At 66.5% G+C, this 18629-nt stretch carries 14 protein-coding genes; 8 read left to right on the top strand and 6 right to left on the bottom strand.

Features of this window, described 5'->3' with window-relative positions; all coding sequences use genetic code 11:
* Nucleotides 1–176 precede the first annotated feature (176 nt).
* A complete protein-coding gene (locus BW970_RS01180; protein WP_076527886.1) occupies nt 177–1463 on the bottom strand; it encodes a homoserine dehydrogenase in 1287 nt (428 codons plus the stop codon).
* Between the two features lie 198 nt (nt 1464–1661).
* Between BW970_RS01180 and BW970_RS01175 the strand changes: the two genes are divergently transcribed.
* Both BW970_RS01175 and BW970_RS01170 read left to right on the top strand, forming a co-directional pair.
* Entirely contained in the window at nt 1662–3260 is a 1599-nt protein-coding gene (locus BW970_RS01175) for a bifunctional metallophosphatase/5'-nucleotidase (protein WP_076527884.1), read from the top strand.
* Between the two features lie 216 nt (nt 3261–3476).
* Nucleotides 3477–4865, top strand: coding sequence for a right-handed parallel beta-helix repeat-containing protein (locus BW970_RS01170; protein WP_159441410.1), 1389 nt, complete (start codon nt 3477–3479; stop codon nt 4863–4865).
* Here the strand turns inward: BW970_RS01170 and BW970_RS01165 are convergent.
* Nucleotides 4768–5709: a LysR family transcriptional regulator gene (locus BW970_RS01165; RefSeq protein ID WP_076527881.1), complete on the bottom strand. Its 942-nt coding sequence runs from the start codon at nt 5707–5709 to the stop codon at nt 4768–4770. The genes BW970_RS01170 and BW970_RS01165 overlap by 98 nt on opposite strands.
* A gap of 90 nt (nt 5710–5799) precedes the next feature.
* Between BW970_RS01165 and metF the strand changes: the two genes are divergently transcribed.
* Nucleotides 5800–6666, top strand: a complete 867-nt coding sequence (gene metF / locus BW970_RS01160) for a methylenetetrahydrofolate reductase [NAD(P)H] (protein ID WP_076527879.1) — start codon at nt 5800–5802, stop codon at nt 6664–6666.
* Nucleotides 6667–6669: 3 nt separating this feature from the next.
* Here metF and BW970_RS01155 read toward each other — a convergent pair whose 3' ends face one another.
* Both BW970_RS01155 and putA read right to left on the bottom strand, forming a co-directional pair.
* Complete coding sequence (locus tag BW970_RS01155; protein ID WP_076527878.1) at nt 6670–7416, bottom strand: rhomboid family intramembrane serine protease; 747 nt, start codon at nt 7414–7416, stop codon at nt 6670–6672.
* A 79-nt stretch (nt 7417–7495) separates the two neighbouring features.
* On the bottom strand, nt 7496–10993 hold the full coding sequence (gene putA / locus BW970_RS01150) for a bifunctional proline dehydrogenase/L-glutamate gamma-semialdehyde dehydrogenase PutA (protein ID WP_076527876.1): 3498 nt from the start codon (nt 10991–10993) through the stop codon (nt 7496–7498).
* A gap of 104 nt (nt 10994–11097) precedes the next feature.
* Here putA and BW970_RS01145 point away from each other — a divergent pair, with 104 nt between their 5' ends.
* Complete coding sequence (locus BW970_RS01145) at nt 11098–11562, top strand: Lrp/AsnC family transcriptional regulator (protein WP_076527874.1); 465 nt, start codon at nt 11098–11100, stop codon at nt 11560–11562.
* Nucleotides 11563–11565: 3 nt separating this feature from the next.
* Here BW970_RS01145 and BW970_RS01140 read toward each other — a convergent pair whose 3' ends face one another.
* Nucleotides 11566–13392 carry an ABC-F family ATP-binding cassette domain-containing protein gene (locus BW970_RS01140; protein ID WP_076529125.1) on the bottom strand — a complete coding sequence of 609 codons (1827 nt, stop codon included), beginning with the start codon at nt 13390–13392 and terminating at the stop codon, nt 11566–11568.
* Nucleotides 13393–13593: 201 nt separating this feature from the next.
* On the opposite strand from BW970_RS01140, the gene BW970_RS01135 reads away from it, so the two are divergent.
* Entirely contained in the window at nt 13594–13800 is a 207-nt protein-coding gene (locus tag BW970_RS01135; RefSeq protein ID WP_076527872.1) for a cold-shock protein, read from the top strand.
* 224 nt (nt 13801–14024) lie between these two features.
* On the opposite strand, the gene ndk is transcribed toward BW970_RS01135, so the two are convergent.
* Nucleotides 14025–14447 carry a nucleoside-diphosphate kinase gene (gene ndk / locus BW970_RS01130; RefSeq protein WP_076529123.1) on the bottom strand — a complete coding sequence of 141 codons (423 nt, stop codon included), beginning with the start codon at nt 14445–14447 and terminating at the stop codon, nt 14025–14027.
* Nucleotides 14448–14628: 181 nt separating this feature from the next.
* Between ndk and BW970_RS01125 the strand changes: the two genes are divergently transcribed.
* From BW970_RS01125 to rimO, 3 genes are read left to right on the top strand one after another with little or no spacing between them, the layout of a single operon-like run.
* Nucleotides 14629–16476, top strand: coding sequence for an ABC-F family ATP-binding cassette domain-containing protein (locus BW970_RS01125; protein WP_076527870.1), 1848 nt, complete (start codon nt 14629–14631; stop codon nt 16474–16476).
* 58 nt (nt 16477–16534) lie between these two features.
* Nucleotides 16535–17167 (top strand): MarC family protein, encoded by a 633-nt coding sequence (locus BW970_RS01120; protein WP_083701085.1) that lies wholly within the window; start codon nt 16535–16537, stop codon nt 17165–17167.
* A 39-nt stretch (nt 17168–17206) separates the two neighbouring features.
* A complete protein-coding gene (gene rimO, locus BW970_RS01115) occupies nt 17207–18589 on the top strand; it encodes a 30S ribosomal protein S12 methylthiotransferase RimO (RefSeq protein WP_076529118.1) in 1383 nt (460 codons plus the stop codon).
* The last annotated feature ends 40 nt before the right edge of the window (nt 18590–18629 follow it).

The raw sequence follows: 18629 nt of genomic DNA, 5'->3' as shown, positions 1-18629 counted from the left end.
GCGGCGCATGAACCGCCATCGGACCACGCCCCCGGATCAACAAGCCCAGCCAGGCCCCCATGGTGTCGCGCCATTCGCGGCCCGGATTGGACAAGGGTCATCGAACCGCGCGTTCCCTGGCGCCCACGATAGCGCGGGGAATGGCAACGCGCGGCGGCTGCCCCCTCGGGCCTGTGTCAGACTGCCTCGATCCGCATCGCCACCGGCTCTCCCACCACCACGCCGGTGGCCGGCAGCCGCGCCAGCGCGTGATCCAGCGCATCACGGGTGCAGCGATGCGTCACGATCAGCACGGGGGCGGTTTCCTCATCATGGCCGCGCTGGCGCATCCGGTCGATGGACACGCCCGCCTCGCCCAGAATGGTCGCCACCTTGGCAAGGGCGCCGGGTTTGTCCTGCAATGTCATGCGCAGATAGAACGGCGCGGGCGCCGCCACAGCCGCCGCCACCGGATCGGCCAGCGAAACGGCGGGCTGGCCAAAGACCGGAATGCGGATCCCGCGCGCCAGATCGATCACATCGCCCATCACCGCGCTGGCCGTCGGCCCCTCGCCCGCCCCGGCGCCGCGCAGGACGATCTGCCCCACCGCAGCGCCTTCGATCACCACCATGTTGGTGCCGCCCTGCAACTGGCCCAGCGGACTGTTCACCGGCACCAGACAGGGCGACATGCGCTGTTCCAGCCCGCGCCCGGTCATCTGCGCCACGCCAAGCAGCTTGATCCGGTAGCCCAGTTCGGCAGCATGGCGAATATCGGCAATGTCGATGCGCCCGATACCTTCCAACTCCACCGCATCAAAGAACACCCTGGTGCCAAACGCGATCGCCGACAGCAGCGACAGCTTGTGCCCCGCGTCGATCCCGTCAACGTCAAGGCTGGGGTCCGCCTCCAGATACCCCAGCGCGCGCGCTTCCTCGAACACCGTTTCATAGGGCAAGCCTGCGGATTCCATCCGGGTCAGGATATAGTTGCAGGTGCCGTTCATCACACCCATGACCCGCGTGATCCGGTTGGCCGCCAACCCTTCGGTCAATGCCTTGATCACCGGAATGCCGCCAGCCACCGCCGCCTCGAACCGGATCACCCGCCCTGCGGCCTCGGCGGCCTCGGCCAGCGCCTGTCCGTGATGGGCCAACAACGCCTTGTTCGCCGTCACCACATCCTTGCCAGCCGCGATCGCCGCCTCGGTCGCCGCCTTGGCCGGGCCGGAATCGCCCCCCATCAGTTCGACGAACACATCCACATCGGCCCGCTGTGCCAGCCGGACGGGATCGTCCTCCCAGGCATATCCCGACAGATCGACATCGCGGGGCTTGCTGCGGTCGCGGGCGGACACTGCCACGACCTGAACGGCCCGGCCCGCCCGGATGGCAATCATCTCCGCCTCGGTCTGGATCAGGCGGATGACACCTGTTCCAACGGTTCCAAGTCCGGCAATGCCAAGGCGCAGGGGGGCAGACATGAGAAGCTCCGTCATTCAATGCTCCCAGCGGCTTTAGCCGCTTGGCCAGCCCCGTGCAATGCACTCTGCCAGGAATGCGGGCGTCATCGCCCTGTCATCGCGGCCCGGCAGTCTGCCATACCTGTCTGACGCCAAGGGCCTTTGACAGGCGGCCTTGCTGGTCGCAAAGTGAATGCAGATCACAACAGGAGATTTCCCATGACAGCCCGATTCCTGATCTCGGCTGCGGCCCTCGCCCTCTCGGCAGGCGCGGCCTCGGCGGATTACACGCTGCATGTGCTGCACATCAACGATTTCCATAGCCGGATCGAGGCGATCAACCGCTTCGATTCCACCTGTGCCGGAAAGGATGTCGAAGAAAACAAATGCTTCGGCGGCGCAGCCCGGCTGTTCACCAAGATCAACGAACTGCGTGACAGCCTGAAAGCCGCAGGCGAAAACGTGATCGTCGTGGATTCCGGCGACCAGTATCAGGGCAGCCTGTTCTACACCACCTACAAGGGCGATGCGGAAATCGAGATGATGAACCGCATCGGGTTTGACCTGATGGCGGTGGGCAACCACGAATTCGACGATGGCAACGAAGGGCTGGCCAAGCTTGTCAACGGCGTCAAGTTTCCGGTGATCTCGGGCAACCTCGACCTGTCGCAATCCGCGATGCTGAAAGACAAGGTTGGCCGGACAGCGGTGCTGGATGTCGGCGGCCAGAAGGTGGGCTTTGTCTCGGCCCTGGCGACCGATACGGTCGATACCTCCTCGCCGGGCCCTGATGTGATCTTTCAGGACGAGATTGAAAGCCTCCGGGCCCAGGTCGCCGAACTCGAAGGCCAGGGCGTGAGCAAGATCATCGCCCTGACCCATGTCGGCTTTACACGGGATCAGGAAATCGCCGCCAGCGTTCCCGGCCTGGACGCGGTGATCGGCGGGCATTCGCACACCTTCCTGTCGGCCAGCGATCCCAAACGCCAGGGCGCCTATCCCACCTGGGTGGAACAGGGCAACAGCTCTGTCCCGGTGGTGACGGCCTATGCCTATGGCAAGTATGTCGGCCATCTGGTGCTGACCTTTGGCGATGACGGCGCGCTGAAATTCGCCGAAGGCGACGCCATCCTGCTGGACGCCTCGGTCGCGCCGAACGCCGACATCGAGGCCCGCGTCAAGGAACTGGCTGGCCCCATCGAAGAACTGAAGACCCGGATCGTCGCCGAGGCCACCGCCGACATCGACGGCGGACGCGAAACCTGCCGGCAGCAGGAATGCACCATGGGCAATCTGGTCGCCGAGGCGATGCTCGACCGGGTCAAGGATCAGGGCGTGACCATCGCCATCCAGAACGGCGGCGGCCTGCGCGCCTCGATCCAGGCGGGCCAGGTCAGCATGGGCAGCGTGCTGGCGGTGCTACCGTTCCAGAACACCCTCGCCACTTTCCAAGCCAAGGGCTCGACCCTGATCAAGGCCCTGGAAAACGGTGCAGGCCAGGTCGAGGACGGCGCAGGCCGCTTTGCCCAGGTCGCGGGCATGACCTATACGTTCGATCCCGCCCTGCCCGCTGGCAGCCGCGTGTCGGACGTCATGGTGCGGGAGGGTGACGCCTGGGTGCCGATCGACCCCGAAGCCACCTACAGCGTCGCCACCAACGACTACATGCGCCGTGGCGGCGACGGGTACCGGATGTTTGCCGCCGAAGCGATGAACGCCTATGACTTCGGCCCCGATCTGGCCGATGTGGTGGCAGAGTACATGGCAAAGACCGGCCCCTATACCCCGGCGCTGGATGGCCGGATCACCCGCAAGTAGTCCGCATCGCGCCAATCCTCCGGGGCCATCCTGCCGTGCCCCCGGAGGTCCACGACGCCCCCCTTTTGCGATTTGATCGAACTATCCTAGGGGGCGAATTGAGTGCAGGCGCAACGGGGGCCGGTCGCCTCCTTTTCCCGCCCCGCCCGTGCCATCACCCAGCCATATTGCCTGCCCAGACTCGGCGCCGACACCCATGCGACGATGGACACGCACATGCTCCGCCGGGCTGCTCTTGCCCTGACCACCCTCAGTGTGCTGGCTGGCCCTGCCCAGACCAGCCCCGGAACGATTCCGACCATGCCCGGCCCGGTCGAACTCGACCAGTTGCGCGCCCGTCTGCACGACACGGCCCCGCCCGCGCCGGCACCCGGAAAGGTCGCGTTGCGCCCCGTGGCCGGGATGCCCACCCTGGGGGGCATGTACCGCCGCCTGCCCCAACCGCCCGCCCGCTGGCGCGGACAGGCCATCGTGCTGGAGGGCGGCAGCTTTGATCTCGCCTCGGTGGCCGCTGCCCTGCCCGATCCCGGCTGGCTCGACTGCGACGGATCGCGCTGCATCCTGTCGGCGCCGCTGGTGGTCGGTCGCGGCACAACGCTGGTGATCGACGGCATTGACCTGCGGCTTGGCCAGGACGAAGGCGCGGCGCTGTTGTCCTGGGGGCAACTGATCATCTCGGATGCGACGCTGCGGGCCTGGCATCTGTCCAGCGACACACCCGCCGCCACCGATGACAAGGGGGCAGCCTTTCGGCCCCATCTCGCCGCCTTTGCCGCCAGCCACACGCTGATCCGGCGGTCCGATCTGCATCATCTGGGCCATCAGGGCGCCATGTCCTATGGCCTGTCCTTCGGCACCGAAGGGCGCAGCGGCATCGTGACCGAACACCCTTCGGTCGATATGATCGGCAACCGCCTGCTGGATGTGTATTTCGGCTTTTTCAGCTTCGATGCCGATGGGGTCAACATTCTCGACAACCATATCGCCGAAAGCCATGTCTATGGCATCGACCCGCATGACGATACGCGCAACATGCTGATCCATGGCAATTACGTGCTGGGCGCCCGGCACAGCCACGGCATCATCCTGTCGCGGCGGATCCACAACACCGTGGTCAGTTACAATGTCAGCGCGGGCAACAAGAAGGCGGGCATCTTTCTCGACAAGGCGTGCCACGACGTGCTGATCATCGGCAACGACAGCTTTCTGAACGGCACCGAAGGGCTGACATTGCACGAAGTCGCGCGCGTGGCGGTGATCGGCAACCGCTTTCACAACAATGCCGCCGACGGCATTCGCCTGCGGGCCTCGGAACAGGTGTTTCTGGATGGCAACACCGTCACCGCCAACGGCAAGCACGGCCTGCGCGCCTATGACTGGCAAGGGTCCAAGCGGGCGCCCAACACCGAGGAACAGGGCCAGATCCTGCCGATGCGCGTCGGACTGGTGGGCAACCGCGTCCATTCCAACAAACGCGGCGATTGCCGCCTGAGCGGCGAGGCCAGGATCACCTCGGGCCAGCCCTTCCTGTGCCCGGTGCCGCCGCCGCCACAAGCCCAAGCCGTACCGGCTCGGTTCGGCCCAGGCGCAGGAAATGCGCCATGAAGGGCGATCCCGCCTCGGTATCACGCACGGCGGCATACAGGCGCCGTGACGGTCGCCCGGCCAGCGGCAGGATGGCATAATCCGGGTTGCCCTCGACCTGACGCAGCACCCAGTCGGGCAACACCGACACCCCGCGATCCGAGGCGACGAGCATCAGGATCACCGCCGTCAGTTCCACCTGCCGCACCCCGCGCGGTTCGACCTTGGCGGGGGCAAGCAGTTGCGTGAACACATCCAGCCGCGCGCGGTCCACCGGATAGGTGATCAGGATCTGGTCCCGCAGATCCTCGGGCACGATTTCGGCCTTTTGGGCCAGCGGGTTGGCAGCGGCCACCACCAGCCGGGGCTCATAGTCGAACAGCGGATGAAACGTGACCCCTGCCAGCGCCTCGGGATCGGACGAGATCACCGCATCCACTTCTTCGCGGGCCAGTGCCGGCAGGGCGTTGAAGGCCAGGCCAGGGCGGATGTCCACATCCACCTCGGGCCAGGCGCGCCGAAAGGCCGACAGCGTGGGCAACAGCCAGTCGAAACAGGCATGGCATTCGATGGCAATATGCAGCCGCCCCGACTTGCCCTCGCGCAGGGCGCGGAACTCTTCCTCCAGCGCCTCCATTTCGGGCAGCACGCGCTCGGCCAGCCGCAGCATCCGCAGCCCCGCCGCCGACAGGCGCATCGGCTTGGCCCGGCGCACGAACAATTCGACCCCGGCCTGATCCTCGATTCCCTTGATCTGGTGGCTCAGCGCGGATTGGGTTATATTCAGCACCTCGGCCGCCCTGGCCAATCCACCTTGCCGGTGGATTTCCCGGACAGTGCGCAGGTGACGCAGCTCGATATGCACCTTGAGCTCGCCTCATGTTGATCTTGCACATTATGAATTTGTCGCAGGTTCCGAACTCTGGCACAAGGGACCACCAACAGGAGAGCCGCCATGACCGCCCCGCGCATTTCGTTCGAATTCTTCCCGCCCCGCTCGCTGGAAGCCTCGTTCAAGCTGTGGGAAACGGTCCAGATGCTGGCACCGCTGCAACCCGGCTTTGTCTCTGTCACCTATGGCGCGGGCGGCACCACCCGCAAACTGACGCACGAGGCAGTGACGGCCATTGGCAAGAACTTTGGCCTCAATGTTGCCGCGCACCTGACCTGTGTGGATGCGACCCGCACCGAAACCCTGGAAATCGCCCAGCAATATGCCGAGGCGGGGGTGCGCGAAATCGTGGCGCTGCGCGGCGATGCGCCCAAGGGGGCGGATCGGTTCACCCCGCATCCCGAAGGGTTTGCCGATGCCGTCGAGCTGATCGAGGCGCTGGCCGCCACCGGCAAGTTCACCCTGCGCGTGGGCGCCTATCCCGAGCCGCACCCCGATGCCGCCGACAGCACCGCCGATGTGCGCTGGCTCAAGCGCAAGTTCCAGGCCGGGGCGTCCAGCGCCATCACCCAGTTCTTTTTCGAGGCGGACACCTTCCTGCGCTTCCGCGATGCCTGCGTGGCCGAGGGGATCACCGGCCCCATCATTCCCGGCATCCTGCCGATCGAGAACTGGGAGGGCACCAAACGCTTTGCCGCCCGCTGTGGCACCGCCGTGCCTGCCGGTCTGGACGAGCGTTTCGCCGCCGCCGAGGCCCAGGGCCGCGCCGATGCGCTGTCGGTCGAGCTGTGTGTGGAACTGTGCCGCAAGCTGATGGCCGAAGGGGTCGAGGATCTGCATTTCTACACCCTCAACCGCCCCTATCTGTCGCGCGATGTGTGCCTTGCGCTTGGCGTTCCTGCGCAGCCCGATCTGGTCAAGGTGGCCTGAGCGTCAGCGCCGCCGACGCACCACCGGAATCCGCGACGGTCCGATCTCGTATTCCGCCTCCGGGTGGGGTGGCAGGCCATGGGTCCGGCTCCAGAACGCCGGTCCGCCGCGGCGCAGCCAGAGCGGAACCGTCATCACCACCCCGGCGACAAAGCCCCCCGCATGGGCCCAATAGGCCACGCCCCCCTCGTCCGAGGGGGCGGAAAACCCGCCGACAAGCTGAAAGGCGAACCACAGCCCCAGCATGATCCAGGCCGGCACCGGAAAGATGCGGAAAAAGATGATGATGATCACCAGGATATCCACCCTGGCGCGCGGGAACATCAACAGATAGCCCCCCAGCACCCCGGCAATCGCCCCCGAGGCGCCCACCATCGGAATGGGCGACCAGGGATCGGCGCCCAACTGGATCAGCGCCGCCGCCAGCCCGGCGGCCAGATAGAATGCCAGAAAGCCGAAATGGCCAAAGGCATCTTCCATGTTGTCGCCAAAGATCCACAGGAACAGCATGTTGCCCGCAATGTGCATCCACCCGGCATGAAGGAACATCGAGGTCAGGATGGTCTGCCAGTCCTGGCCCATGCTGATCCGGCCCGGCACCATTCCCCAGGCGTCGAACAGCACGAAAGCAGCCTCTTCGCTGGGCAACAGCGGCCAGGTTGCCAGAAACACGGCAATGTTGATCGCCATAAGCGCCCAGGTGATCCAGGGCGTGCGGCCAGACGGGTTGTGATCGCGGATCGGAAACATGGGGCCACGCTGCCCCGTGCCGCTCTGGGCGTCAAGCGTCAAGACGGCGGGCGGCACGCTGGCCGCCCCCCTTGCCGGGTCAGCCCGATGCCGCCAGCAACTGGGCATTACCGCCCGATGCCGTGGTGTCGATGCAGACATGCCGTTCCAGCCGCACCCAGCTTGCATCTGGCTGTTCGCGGATCAGCGGCAGGATCGGCCCGGTTCGCGCGGCCAGCGCCTGTTGCAACGCCTGTGCCGTGGCCCCATCGCCCCACCAGACCGCCGCCGCAAAGCCATGCAGCGCCGTCAGCGCCCGAGGCTCCAGCCTGCCCTGCACCTCGATCGCAACGCCGCCTGCGCCCCGCACGGCCGCCGCCTGGGCCGCCACCGCCTCTGCCCCAGGGCCAAGGCACAGGATCGGGCCGCGCGCATGGGTGGTCAGCCGGTTGGATTCGCCCGTTGGCCCAGGCAGATCGCAACTGGTCAGCGCCGCTTGCGGCACCTGCACCCGACCCAGCGCAAGCTGCACCTGCGCCGGATCGGCCGCGCGGTCCCACTGCCCCGCCTGCGGCAGATCGCCCTTGGTGAAGCGATGCAGATAGTCAGGCCCGCCCGCCTTTGGCCCCGTGCCCGACAGCCCCTCGCCGCCAAAGGGCTGGCTGCCCACAACCGCCCCGATCTGGTTGCGGTTGACATAGGTATTGCCCACCCGGATCCGCTCGACAATGCGCTGGACCCGGTCGTCGATCCGGCTGTGCAGCCCGAAGGTCAATCCAAAGCCAGAGGCATTCACGGCATCTATCACCGCATCCAGATCCTGCGCCCGGAAGGTTGCCAGATGCAGCACGGGCCCAAAGATCTCGCGGTCCAGATCCGCGATACCGGCCACCCGGATCACCGTGGGCCCGATGAAATGGCCTGCCTCCGGCACGGTCATCGCCTTGACCACACGCCCCTCGGCCCGCGCGGCGGCGATATGGGCGCGAATATCCCCTGCGGCCTCGGCGTCAATCACCGGCCCGACATCGGTGGCGAAATGCCAGGGATCGCCAATCGCCAGATCCTCCATGGCCCCCAGCAGCATGTCCTGCACCGTGTCGGCAATATCCTCCTGCACATACAGACACCGCAGCGCCGAACACCGCTGCCCGGCCGACTGGAAGGCCGATCCGACGATATCGCGCACCGCCTGTTCAGGCAGGGCGGTGCTGTCCACCACCATCGCATTCAACCCGCCCGTTTCAGCGATCAGCACCGCCTCGGGGGCCGCATTGGCCAGCGCGCGGCGGATGATCTGCGCCGTGGCGGTCGATCCGGTAAAGGCCACGCCCGCCACCCGCGCATCTGCGGTCAGCGCGGCCCCGATGCCTCCATCGCCCGGCAGCAGTTGCAAGGCGGTGCGCGGCACCCCGGCACGGTGCAGCAGATCAACCGCAAGCGCCGCGATCAGGGGCGTCTGTTCGGCCGGTTTGGCCAGCACCGCATTGCCCGCCGCCAGGGCGGCGGCCACCTGCCCGGTGAAGATCGCCAGCGGAAAGTTCCAGGGCGAGATACAGACGAATACCCCGCGCGCCGGTCGCGCCAGCCCTTCGGCCCCGTCGGCATAATAGCGCAGGAAATCCACCGCCTCGCGCAGTTCGGCAACCGCATCGGCCAGCGTCTTGCCCGCCTCGCGCGCCAGCAGCGCAAAGATGGGTCCGAACTCCGCCTCGTACATATCCGCCGCGCGGCGCAGCACCGCCGCCCGCTCGCCCGGCCCCGCCTGCCAGATCCGCGCCGCGTCAAAGGCGATGGCCACATCGCCCCGGCTGGCCCAGCTTGCACGGCCCGCCCCCATCGCCCGGTTCCAGGCATCCCCGCCAGCGCCCTGCGCAGCCACCCCCGGCGCATGGGCCGGATCGGGCACCACCACGGTTTCCGCAGGCTGCGCCGTGCCTGCCAGCAGCGGCGCCGCTTCGAAGCAATGATCCATGAACGGCGCCCGCGCCGTCTCGATCAGCGCCAGATCGGCCGCATCGGTCAGATCGAACCCGCGCGAATTGCGGCGGGCGCCAAAGATCGCCGGACCCGCCGGCAGCACCGGATTGGGGCCGGTGCCCATCGCCTCCAACGCGCTCAACGGGCAGGCGGCGACCTGTTCGGGCGCGATCTCGTCATCGACGATCTGATTGACAAAGCTGGAATTGGCACCGTTTTCCAGCAGCCGCCGCACCAGATAGGCCAGCAGATCGCGATGGGCGCCGACGGGGGCGTAAATCCGGCAGCCGGTGCCCTGATCGGCATGGACGATGTCATGCAACCGTTCGCCCATGCCGTGCAGTCGCTGGAATTCGTACTGCGCCCTGTCCACCCCTTCGGTCTGCGCCATGTCCAGCACGGCCGCCACGGTATGGGCATTGTGACCCGCGAATTGCGGATAGATCCGGTCGGTCATCCGCAAGAGCTTGCGGGCATTGGCCAGATAGCTGGCATCGGTCGCCTGCTTGCGGGTGAAGACGGGAAAGCTCTCCAGCCCCAGCACCTGGGCGCGCTTGACCTCGGCGTCCCAATAGGCGCCCTTGACCAGCCGCACCATGATCCGCCGGTCCAGCCGGGTGGCCAGGGAATGCAGCCAATCCAGCACCGCGCCACAGCGCCGGCCATAGGCCTGCACCACAACGCCGAACCCGTCCCAGCCGCGCAGGGCCGGGTCGGACAGGACCGCCTCGATCACCTCCAGCGACAGGGCCAGCCGGTCCGCTTCTTCGGCGTCGATGTTGAACCCGAGGTTCGCGGCCTTGGCCAGACCTGCCAGCGCGCGGACGCGGGGCACGAGTTCCTCCATCACCCGGTCGCGCTTGGCCACCTCATAGCGGGGGTGCAGGGCCGAAAGCTTGACCGAAATGCCGGGATTGGTGCGGATGTCGCGCGACTTTGCCGCAGTGGCAATCGCGGTGATCGCCTTGGAATAGGACAGGTGATAGCGGCGGGCATCCGCCTCGGTCCGCGCGGCTTCGCCCAGCATGTCGTAGCTGTAGGTAAAGCCCTTGGCCTCCAGCTCTGCCGCGCGCTTCATCGCGGCCTCGATGGTTTCCCCCAGCACGAACTGGCGGCCCATCTCTTTCATCGCCTGGCCCACGGCACGGCGGATCACAGGTTCGCCCAGCCGCTTGATGGCCCCGCGCAGATGCCCGGCAATGCCCGGCTCGCGGTCGTCCAGCACCTTGCCGGTCAGCATCAGCGCCCAGGTCGAGGCATTGACCAGACTGGAGGCCGATTTGCCCAGATGCCTGCCCCAGTCCGACGGCGCGATCTTGTCTTCGATCAGCGCGTCCATCGTCTCGGCGTCCGGCACCCGCAACAGGGCCTCGGCCAGACACATCAGGGCGATGCCTTCGTCGGTGGACAGGCCATATTCGGCCAGGAACACCTCCATCAGCCCCGGCTTGGCGCTGGAGCGGATGCGCCGCACCAGATCGGCACCGGCGGCGACGATGCGCGAGCGGTCTGCGGGCGACAGCGCGGCCTGAGCGATCAGATCGTGCAGCAATGCGGTTTCGTCCCGCAACGACTCGTGGGTGATGGCGGGGGGCAGATCGGCGAAGGTCTGGGTCATGGCGGGGCGCTCCGGTTTGTGGCAGGATAGCGCAGATCGGGCGGCCATTTGTCCCGTAGTTGGCCCTGCAACGGGCGAATGGCCCGAAAATATGGAAAATCACGATGCAATCCGCCCTGGCAGAACTGGACCGACTCGACCATGCGATTCTGCGCATTCTTGCAACCGATGGGCGCATCGCCGTTACCGAACTGGCCCGGCGCATCGGCCTGTCGAAAAGCCCCACGCAGGCGCGTCTGAAACGTCTGGAGGACGGCGGCATCATCACCGGCTACCGGGCCATGCTGGACCCGATCCGTCTGGGCCAGGCCCATGTCGCATTTGTCGAGGTCAAGCTGTCAGACACGCGCGAAGCCGCCTTGCAGGCGTTCAACAAGGCCATACTGGCCGTGCCCGAGGTCGAGGAATGCCACATGATCGCCAGCCGGTTCGACTACCTGCTGAAGGTGCGCACCAGCGACATCCAGGACTATCGCCGCGTGCTGGGCGAACGGATTTCGGCGCTGCCGCATGTGGCCTCGACCTCGACCCATGTGGCGATGGAGGCGGTGAAGGAAGGCGCCTTCTAGACGTCAGCCGCCCGCCCTGTCCTCCAGTTCCAGCCACTCTTCCTCGGCGGCGGCAAGCGCGGCCTGGCGGTCTGCCAGCATGTCGGATGCCTTGCGGGCCTTGACCGGCTCGGCGATGAACAGGTCGGGCGTGGCCAGCAGTTCGGTCAGCTTGGCGATTTCCGCCTCCAGCCGGGCCATGACCGCAGGCAGATCGTCCAGGCGCTTGCGTTCGGTAAAGCTCAGCCCGGCCCGGACCGTCGCAGGCGCGGGTTTTGGCGCGGCGGTGGCCTTGGCAGGCGCGGCGACAGGCGCCGCAGCGGCAACCGGCGCAGGCGCCGCCAGGGCACGTTGCGCCTGCATGTCGCTCCATCCGCCCGCATAGACGGTGGCACGGCCCTGCCCTTCCAGCAGCACCGTCTGGGTCGCCACCCGGTCGATGAAATCCCGGTCGTGGCTGACCAGCAGCACGGTGCCCGGATATTCGCCCAGAATATCCTGCAACAGATCCAGCGTTTCCACATCCAGATCGTTGGTCGGCTCGTCAAGGATCAGCAGGTTCGATTCGCGTGCCATCAGCCGGGCCAGCAGCAGCCGCGCCTTTTCCCCGCCCGACAACGACCGCACCGGCGCGCGCGCCTGCCGTTCATCGAACAGGAAATCCTTGAGATACCCGACGACATGCTTGGGCGTCCCGCGCACCAGGACCTGATCGGAGCTGCCCGAAACGCTCATCTGCGGATCGTTGGTCAGGCTGTCCCACAGGCTTGCCTCGGGGTCCAGCTGCGCGCGGGCCTGATCGAACACCGCCATCTCCAGCCCGGTGCCAAGGGCGATCGTGCCGGTATCGGGCGGCATCTTTCCGGTCAGCAGGTTCAGCAGCGTTGTCTTGCCCGCGCCATTCGGGCCGACAAAGGCCACACGGTCGCCCCGCATCACGCGCAGCGAGAAGTCGCGGATCACCGGGCCATGGCCGAAATCCTTGCCGATCCCCACCGCCTCGATCACCCGCTTGCCCGATTGCGGGCCTGCGTCCAGCTCCAGCGCCGCAGTGCCCTGGCGGCGAATCTGCGCCGCACGGTCGGCCCGCAACGCCTCCAGCGCGCGCACGCGGCCCTGATTGCGCTTGCGGCGGGCGGAAATGCCTTCGACGGCCCATTTCGCCTCGGCCTTGATCTTGCGATCCAGCTTGTGGCGGGCGGCGTCCTCTTCGGCCCAAGTCTGTTCGCGCCATTCCTCAAAGCCGTCAAAGCCGGAGTCGCGCCGCCGCGCCTCGCCCCGGTCCAGCCAGAGCGTGGCCTTGGTCAGGCGGCGCAGAAAGGCCCGGTCATGGCTGATCAGCACATAGGCGGCGCGGGTTGCCTGCAACTCGGTCTCCAGCCATTCGATGGCCGAAATGTCCAGATGGTTGGTCGGCTCGTCCAGCAGCATCAGTTCGGGCGCCTCGGCCATCAGCCGCGCCAGCGCCGCACGCCGCCGCTCGCCGCCCGATGCGGTGGCGACCGGGGTGGAGAGATCGAACCGCAAGCCTTCGGCGACCGCCTCGACCTTCCAGCCTTCGCCCTCGGGCAGGCCCGCGACCGCATAGTCGCCCAGCGTGTCGTAGCCGGACAGATCGGGATCCTGCTCCATATACCCGACCGTCACGCCGGGCGGCACCACGCGGTTGCCCGCGTCGGCCTCGACACTGCCGGCCATGATTTTCATCAGGGTGGACTTGCCAGACCCGTTGCGGCCCACAAGGGCCACCCTGTCCCCTTGCTGGACCACCAGATCCAGCCCGTCGAACACAGGATTGCCGCCAAAGGTCAGCGAGATGCCAGAGAGTTGCAGAAGGGGTGCGCGTGCCATGGCCATGCCGTTAGGGCCCTGCGGCGCCAAGGTCAAGCGCCACTGATTTTCCTTGCACTGTCGCAGATTCCTGTGATTATTTCTGCCGCGACGTCTTTCTATTCGACCTCCTGTCTGCCCAAGGCCGCCAGTTATCGACCTGACTTGACTGCGCCGGGCCGTCGCAATTCCGCGGACGGCAAAACGACAGGAGTTTTCACGATGGCCAAGGGCACCGTGAAATGGTTCAACACCACCAAGGGCTTTGGCTTCATTGCCCCCGAAGGCGGCGCAAAGGACGTGTTCGTCCACATCACCGCGCTGGAACGTGCGGGCATCCGCGCGCTGAAAGATGGCCAGCCGGTCACCTTCGACATCGAGAAAAGCCGTGATGGCCGCGAATCGGCGACCAACCTCGCACTGGCCTGAGGCCACTGCCTGACGGCCTATGACTGGCGTATGCCTGTGGCATCTGCGCGGCCCCTGCCACACGCGGGGGCCGTTGTGTTTTTGACCTTGCAGCCAAGTGTTTGCCGCCGACCGTCTGCACAGGCCCGGATGCGGCACAGCGGATTTGGGGCAGCCGCGATCAGGTCGTCGGACATGAAAAAGGCCGCCCAGCCGGGCGGCCCCCACTGTGCCGGACGGGCCGATCAGCCGACCAGTTCGAGGCCCGAGAAGAAATAGGCGATTTCGACCGCAGCGGTCTCGGGCGCGTCCGAACCATGGACAGAGTTCTCGCCGACCGACAGGGCGAATTCCTTGCGGATGGTGCCATCGGCCGCATTGGCCGGGTTGGTGGCGCCCATCACGTCACGGTTCTTCAGGATGGCGCCTTCGCCTTCCAGCACCTGCACGACCACCGGCTCGGATGCCATGAATTCGGTCAGTTCGCCAAAGAACGGACGCTCGGCGTGCACTTCGTAGAATTTCTGCGCCTGAGCCAGCGACAGATGGATGCGCTTTTGTGCGACGATGCGCAGGCCGGCTTCCTCGAACTTGGCATTGATCTTGCCGGTCAGGTTGCGGCGGGTGGCGTCGGGTTTGATGATCGACAGGGTGCGTTCGATGGCCATGATGCCCTCTGGAAATTCGGGTTCGGGCCGCGCCCCATGCCCGGCCCGTTGCGGCGCCTGCCCTAGCACGGGGCCGCAACCTTGAAAACCCCGCATCGCGCGGCGGACTGCGCCCCGCAGGCAAGGTCGCGCAGCCGCAGCCACGATTGACAACCGCGCCGACACAGGGCAACCCCCTGCCATGCTACGCATAGATGACATCACCTATTCCGTCGAAGGCCGCCCCCTGTTCGAGGGCGCCAGTGCCACCATTCCCGCAGGCCACAAGGTGGGCCTTGTCGGGCGCAACGGCGCGGGCAAGACCACGCTGTTCCGGCTGATCCGGGGAGAGCTTGCGCTGGAGGGTGGCGAAATCGCCATGCCGCTACGCGCGCGGATCGGCGGCGTGGCGCAAGAGGTGCCGTCGTCCTCGACCTCGCTGCTGGAAACGGTGTTGCAGGCCGATACCGAACGCGCCAGCCTGATGGCCGAGGCAGAGACCGCGACCGACCCCGCCCGCATCGCCGATATCCAGACCCGACTGGCCGATATCGACGCCTGGTCGGCCGAAGGCCGGGCCAGCGCGATCCTGCGCGGTCTGGGCTTTGATGCCGAGGCCCAGTTGCGCCCCTGTTCGGATTTCTCGGGCGGCTGGCGGATGCGCGTGGCGCTGGCCGGGGTGCTGTTTGCGCAGCCCGATCTGCTGTTGCTGGACGAACCGACCAACTATCTGGATCTGGAAGGCGCGCTGTGGCTGGAAAGCTATCTGGCGCGCTATCCGCATACAGTGATCATCATCAGCCATGACCGCGGCCTGCTGAACCGCGCGGTGCAGGGCATCCTGCATCTGGACGCCCGCAAGCTGACCTATTGGCAAGGCGGATATGACCAGTTCGCCCGCCAGCGCGCCGAACGCATTGCCGTCCAGACCGCCGAGGCGCGCAAGCAGGATGCCCGGCGCGCGCATCTGCAAAGCTTCGTCGACCGCTTTCGCGCCAAGGCCAGCAAGGCCGTGCAGGCGCAAAGCCGCCTGAAGATGCTGGAAAAGATGACACCGATCACCCCGCCCGAAGAGGCGCGCAAGCAGGTGTTCACCTTTCCCGAGCCCGAGGAACTGTCGCCCCCCATCATCAGCATGGAAGGGGTGGCCGTCGGCTATGATGGCCGCGCGGTGCTGAAAGGGCTGTCGCTGCGCATAGATCAGGACGACCGCATCGCCCTGCTGGGCCGCAACGGCGAAGGGAAATCCACCCTGTCCAAGTTGCTGGCGGGCAAGCTGCCGACCATGGCAGGCCAGATCACCCGGTCGTCCAAGCTGCGCATCGGCTATTTCGCCCAGCATCAGGTGGACGAACTGCATCTGGACGAGACGCCGCTGAACCATATTCAGCGCCAGCGCCCGGACGAACATCAGTCAAAGCTGCGCGCCCGGCTTGCCGGGTTCGGCCTGCTGGCCGATCAGGCCGATACCGTCGTCGCCAAATTGTCGGGCGGGCAAAAGGCGCGGTTGTCGCTGGTTCTTGCCACGCTCGACGCGCCGCATCTGCTGATCCTGGACGAGCCGACCAACCACCTCGACATCGAATCCCGCGAGGCGCTGGTCGAGGCGCTGACAGCCTATTCCGGCGCCGTAGTGCTGGTCAGCCACGACATGCACCTGCTGGGGCTGGTGGCCGACCGGCTGTGGCTGGTCAAGGGCGGACAGGTCGCCCCCTATGGCAAGGATCTGGAGGCCTACCGCGCCGAATTGCTGGACCGCGAGGTTCCCGGCCCCAAGGGCGAAAAGCGCGACTCCCGTCCGCGGCCCTCGCGCGATAGCATCCTGGCCTTGCGCGCCGAGGTCCGCAAATGCGAGGACCGGATGGCCAAGCTGGAACAGATGCGCGCCAAGGTTTCGGAAAAGCTTGCCGATCCGGGGCTTTACGACGACGCCCGCATCCACGAGCTGGAAGGCTGGAACCGCAAATTCGCCGAAATCGAAGAGGCGACCGGCCGGGCCGAGGCCTTGTGGCTGGAGGCGCAGGAGCGGCTGGAGGCCGCCGAAGGCTGAGGCTTGACGGACCGGGGCCGCGCCTGATCTGCTGGCAGCATTCAGCAGGGGCGCCGCCATGATCGACATCACCTTCCTTCTTGCGGCCTTTACCACGCTGCTTGTCATCATCGACCCGCTGGCGCTGGTGCCGCTGTTCGTGTCCCTGACCCATGGAATGACCCCGGCACAGCGCCGCCGCATCGGCCTGCGGGCCTGTCTGGTCGCCGCGGGGGTCTTGACCCTGTTCGGGGCTGTGGGGGAACAACTTCTGACGCTGATCGGCATCACCCTGCCCGCCTTTCGCATTGCGGGCGGGATGCTGTTGTTCCTGACCGCGCTGGACATGCTGTTCGAACGTCGCACGCGGCGCCGCGAGGACAAGGCGCAGGATGCCGAGGCCGATCAGGTCGAGGATCCGTCGGTCGTGCCGCTGGCCATTCCGCTCTTGGCCGGGCCGGGGGCCATCGCCTCGATGATCCTGCTGGTGGGTCAGGCCGGCGGCGGGCTGACCGGGTTTCTGGTGGTCGAGGCGGTGATGCTGGTGGTGATCGCCATCACCTGGGCCAGCTTTCTGATTGCGGACCCGATGGCCCGCGCGCTGGGACGCACCGGAACCTTGCTGGTGACGCGGCTGTTGGGGATGCTGCTGGCGGCATTGGCGATCCAGTTCATCATCGACGGCATTCGCGGCACCGGACTGATCGGCTGACCCCTTTCCGGCGCCATCTTTCAGGGATATATGCCGCGCATGAGCCAGAACCCTCCCAGCCTTCGCCCGGATCTCGCGCCTGCCCCCCGGTTCTCTGAACCGGCCCGGCCCGGCCAACCCACCATCGGTATGGTCAGCCTTGGCTGCCCCAAGGCGCTGGTGGACAGTGAGCGCATCCTCACCCGTCTGCGGGCCGAGGGCTATGCCATCTCGCCCGACTACAAGGGCGCCGAAGCGGTGATCGTGAACACCTGCGGATTCCTGGATTCCGCCAAGGCCGAAAGCCTGGAGGCGATTGGCGAGGCGATCCGCGAAAACGGCCGGGTGATCGTGACGGGCTGTCTGGGGGCAGAGCCGGACTATATCACCGGCACGCATCCCAAGGTTCTGGCCGTGACCGGCCCGCATCAATACGAACAGGTGCTGGATGCGGTGCACAAGGCGGTGCCGCCCGCACCGGACCCATTCGTCGACCTGTTGCCCGCAACCGGGGTAAGCCTGACGCCGCGACACTATAGTTACCTAAAGATTTCAGAGGGTTGCAACCATAAGTGCAAGTTCTGCATCATCCCGGACATGCGCGGCCGACTGGTGTCCCGCCCCGCCTATGCCGTGGTGAAAGAGGCAGAGCGCCTCGTCGCGGCAGGTGTGCGCGAATTGCTGGTGATCAGCCAGGACACCTCTGCCTATGGGGTTGATCTGAAACATGAAGAGGCGCGCGGCCACCGCGCCCATATCACCGATCTTGCCCGCGATCTGGGGTCGCTGGGCGCCTGGGTGCGGTTGCATTATGTCTATCCCTATCCGCATGTGCGCAACCTGATCCCGCTGATGGCCGAAGGTCTGGTGTTGCCCTATCTGGACATCCCGTTCCAGCACGCCCACCCCGACGTGCTCAAGCGCATGGCCCGGCCAGCGGCTGCGGCGCGAACGCTGGACGAAATCGCCGCCTGGCGCCGCGATTGCCCGGACATCACCCTGCGGTCCACCTTCATTGTCGGCTATCCGGGCGAGACCGAGGACGAATTCCAGACGCTGCTGGACTGGCTGGACGAGGCGCAACTGGATCGGGTCGGCTGCTTTCAATACGAAAACGTCGCGGGCGCCCGGTCGAACGATCTGCCCGACCATGTGCCAGAGGCGGTCAAGGCCGAGCGGTTCGCCCGCTTCATGGAAAAGGCCCAGGCCATCTCCGAGGCCAAGCTGGCGGCCAAGGTCGGCCAGACGATCCAGGTGATCGTGGACGAGGTGGATGAGAACGGCGCCACCTGCCGCACCAAGGGCGATGCGCCGGAAATCGACGGCAACCTGTTCATCGACGAGGATTTCGACGGTCTGGCCCCCGGCGATATCGTCACGGTCGATGTGGACGAGGCGGGCGACTACGACCTGTGGGGGCGCCGCGTCCTGCAAGGGGCATAGCTCCGGGGCGCCGACCCCCGATGCCGCGTCAAAGACGCGC

The organism is Gemmobacter megaterium (assembly GCF_900156815.1).
Taxonomy (GTDB): Bacteria; Pseudomonadota; Alphaproteobacteria; order Rhodobacterales; family Rhodobacteraceae; genus Wagnerdoeblera; species Wagnerdoeblera megaterium.
Note: the sequence above shows the minus strand (reverse complement) of the source record. Positions and strands in the feature narration are given on the sequence as shown.

Bases quoted from the DNA above. Each gene is read 5' to 3' on its own strand.
- BW970_RS01120 (WP_083701085.1), top strand. From the start codon at position 16,535: ATGATCGACATCACCTTCCTTCTTGCGGCCTTTACCACGCTGCTTGTC.
- rimO (WP_076529118.1), top strand. From the start codon at position 17,207: ATGAGCCAGAACCCTCCCAGCCTTCGCCCGGATCTCGCGCCTGCCCCC.
- BW970_RS01170 (WP_159441410.1), top strand. From the start codon at position 3,477: ATGCTCCGCCGGGCTGCTCTTGCCCTGACCACCCTCAGTGTGCTGGCT.
- BW970_RS01145 (WP_076527874.1), top strand. From the start codon at position 11,098: ATGCAATCCGCCCTGGCAGAACTGGACCGACTCGACCATGCGATTCTG.
- ndk (WP_076529123.1), bottom strand. From the start codon at position 14,447: ATGGCCATCGAACGCACCCTGTCGATCATCAAACCCGACGCCACCCGC.
- BW970_RS01175 (WP_076527884.1), top strand. From the start codon at position 1,662: ATGACAGCCCGATTCCTGATCTCGGCTGCGGCCCTCGCCCTCTCGGCA.
- BW970_RS01155 (WP_076527878.1), bottom strand. From the start codon at position 7,416: ATGTTTCCGATCCGCGATCACAACCCGTCTGGCCGCACGCCCTGGATC.
- BW970_RS01180 (WP_076527886.1), bottom strand. From the start codon at position 1,463: ATGTCTGCCCCCCTGCGCCTTGGCATTGCCGGACTTGGAACCGTTGGA.
- putA (WP_076527876.1), bottom strand. From the start codon at position 10,993: ATGACCCAGACCTTCGCCGATCTGCCCCCCGCCATCACCCACGAGTCG.
- BW970_RS01140 (WP_076529125.1), bottom strand. From the start codon at position 13,392: ATGGCACGCGCACCCCTTCTGCAACTCTCTGGCATCTCGCTGACCTTT.
- BW970_RS01125 (WP_076527870.1), top strand. From the start codon at position 14,629: ATGCTACGCATAGATGACATCACCTATTCCGTCGAAGGCCGCCCCCTG.
- BW970_RS01135 (WP_076527872.1), top strand. From the start codon at position 13,594: ATGGCCAAGGGCACCGTGAAATGGTTCAACACCACCAAGGGCTTTGGC.
- metF (WP_076527879.1), top strand. From the start codon at position 5,800: ATGACCGCCCCGCGCATTTCGTTCGAATTCTTCCCGCCCCGCTCGCTG.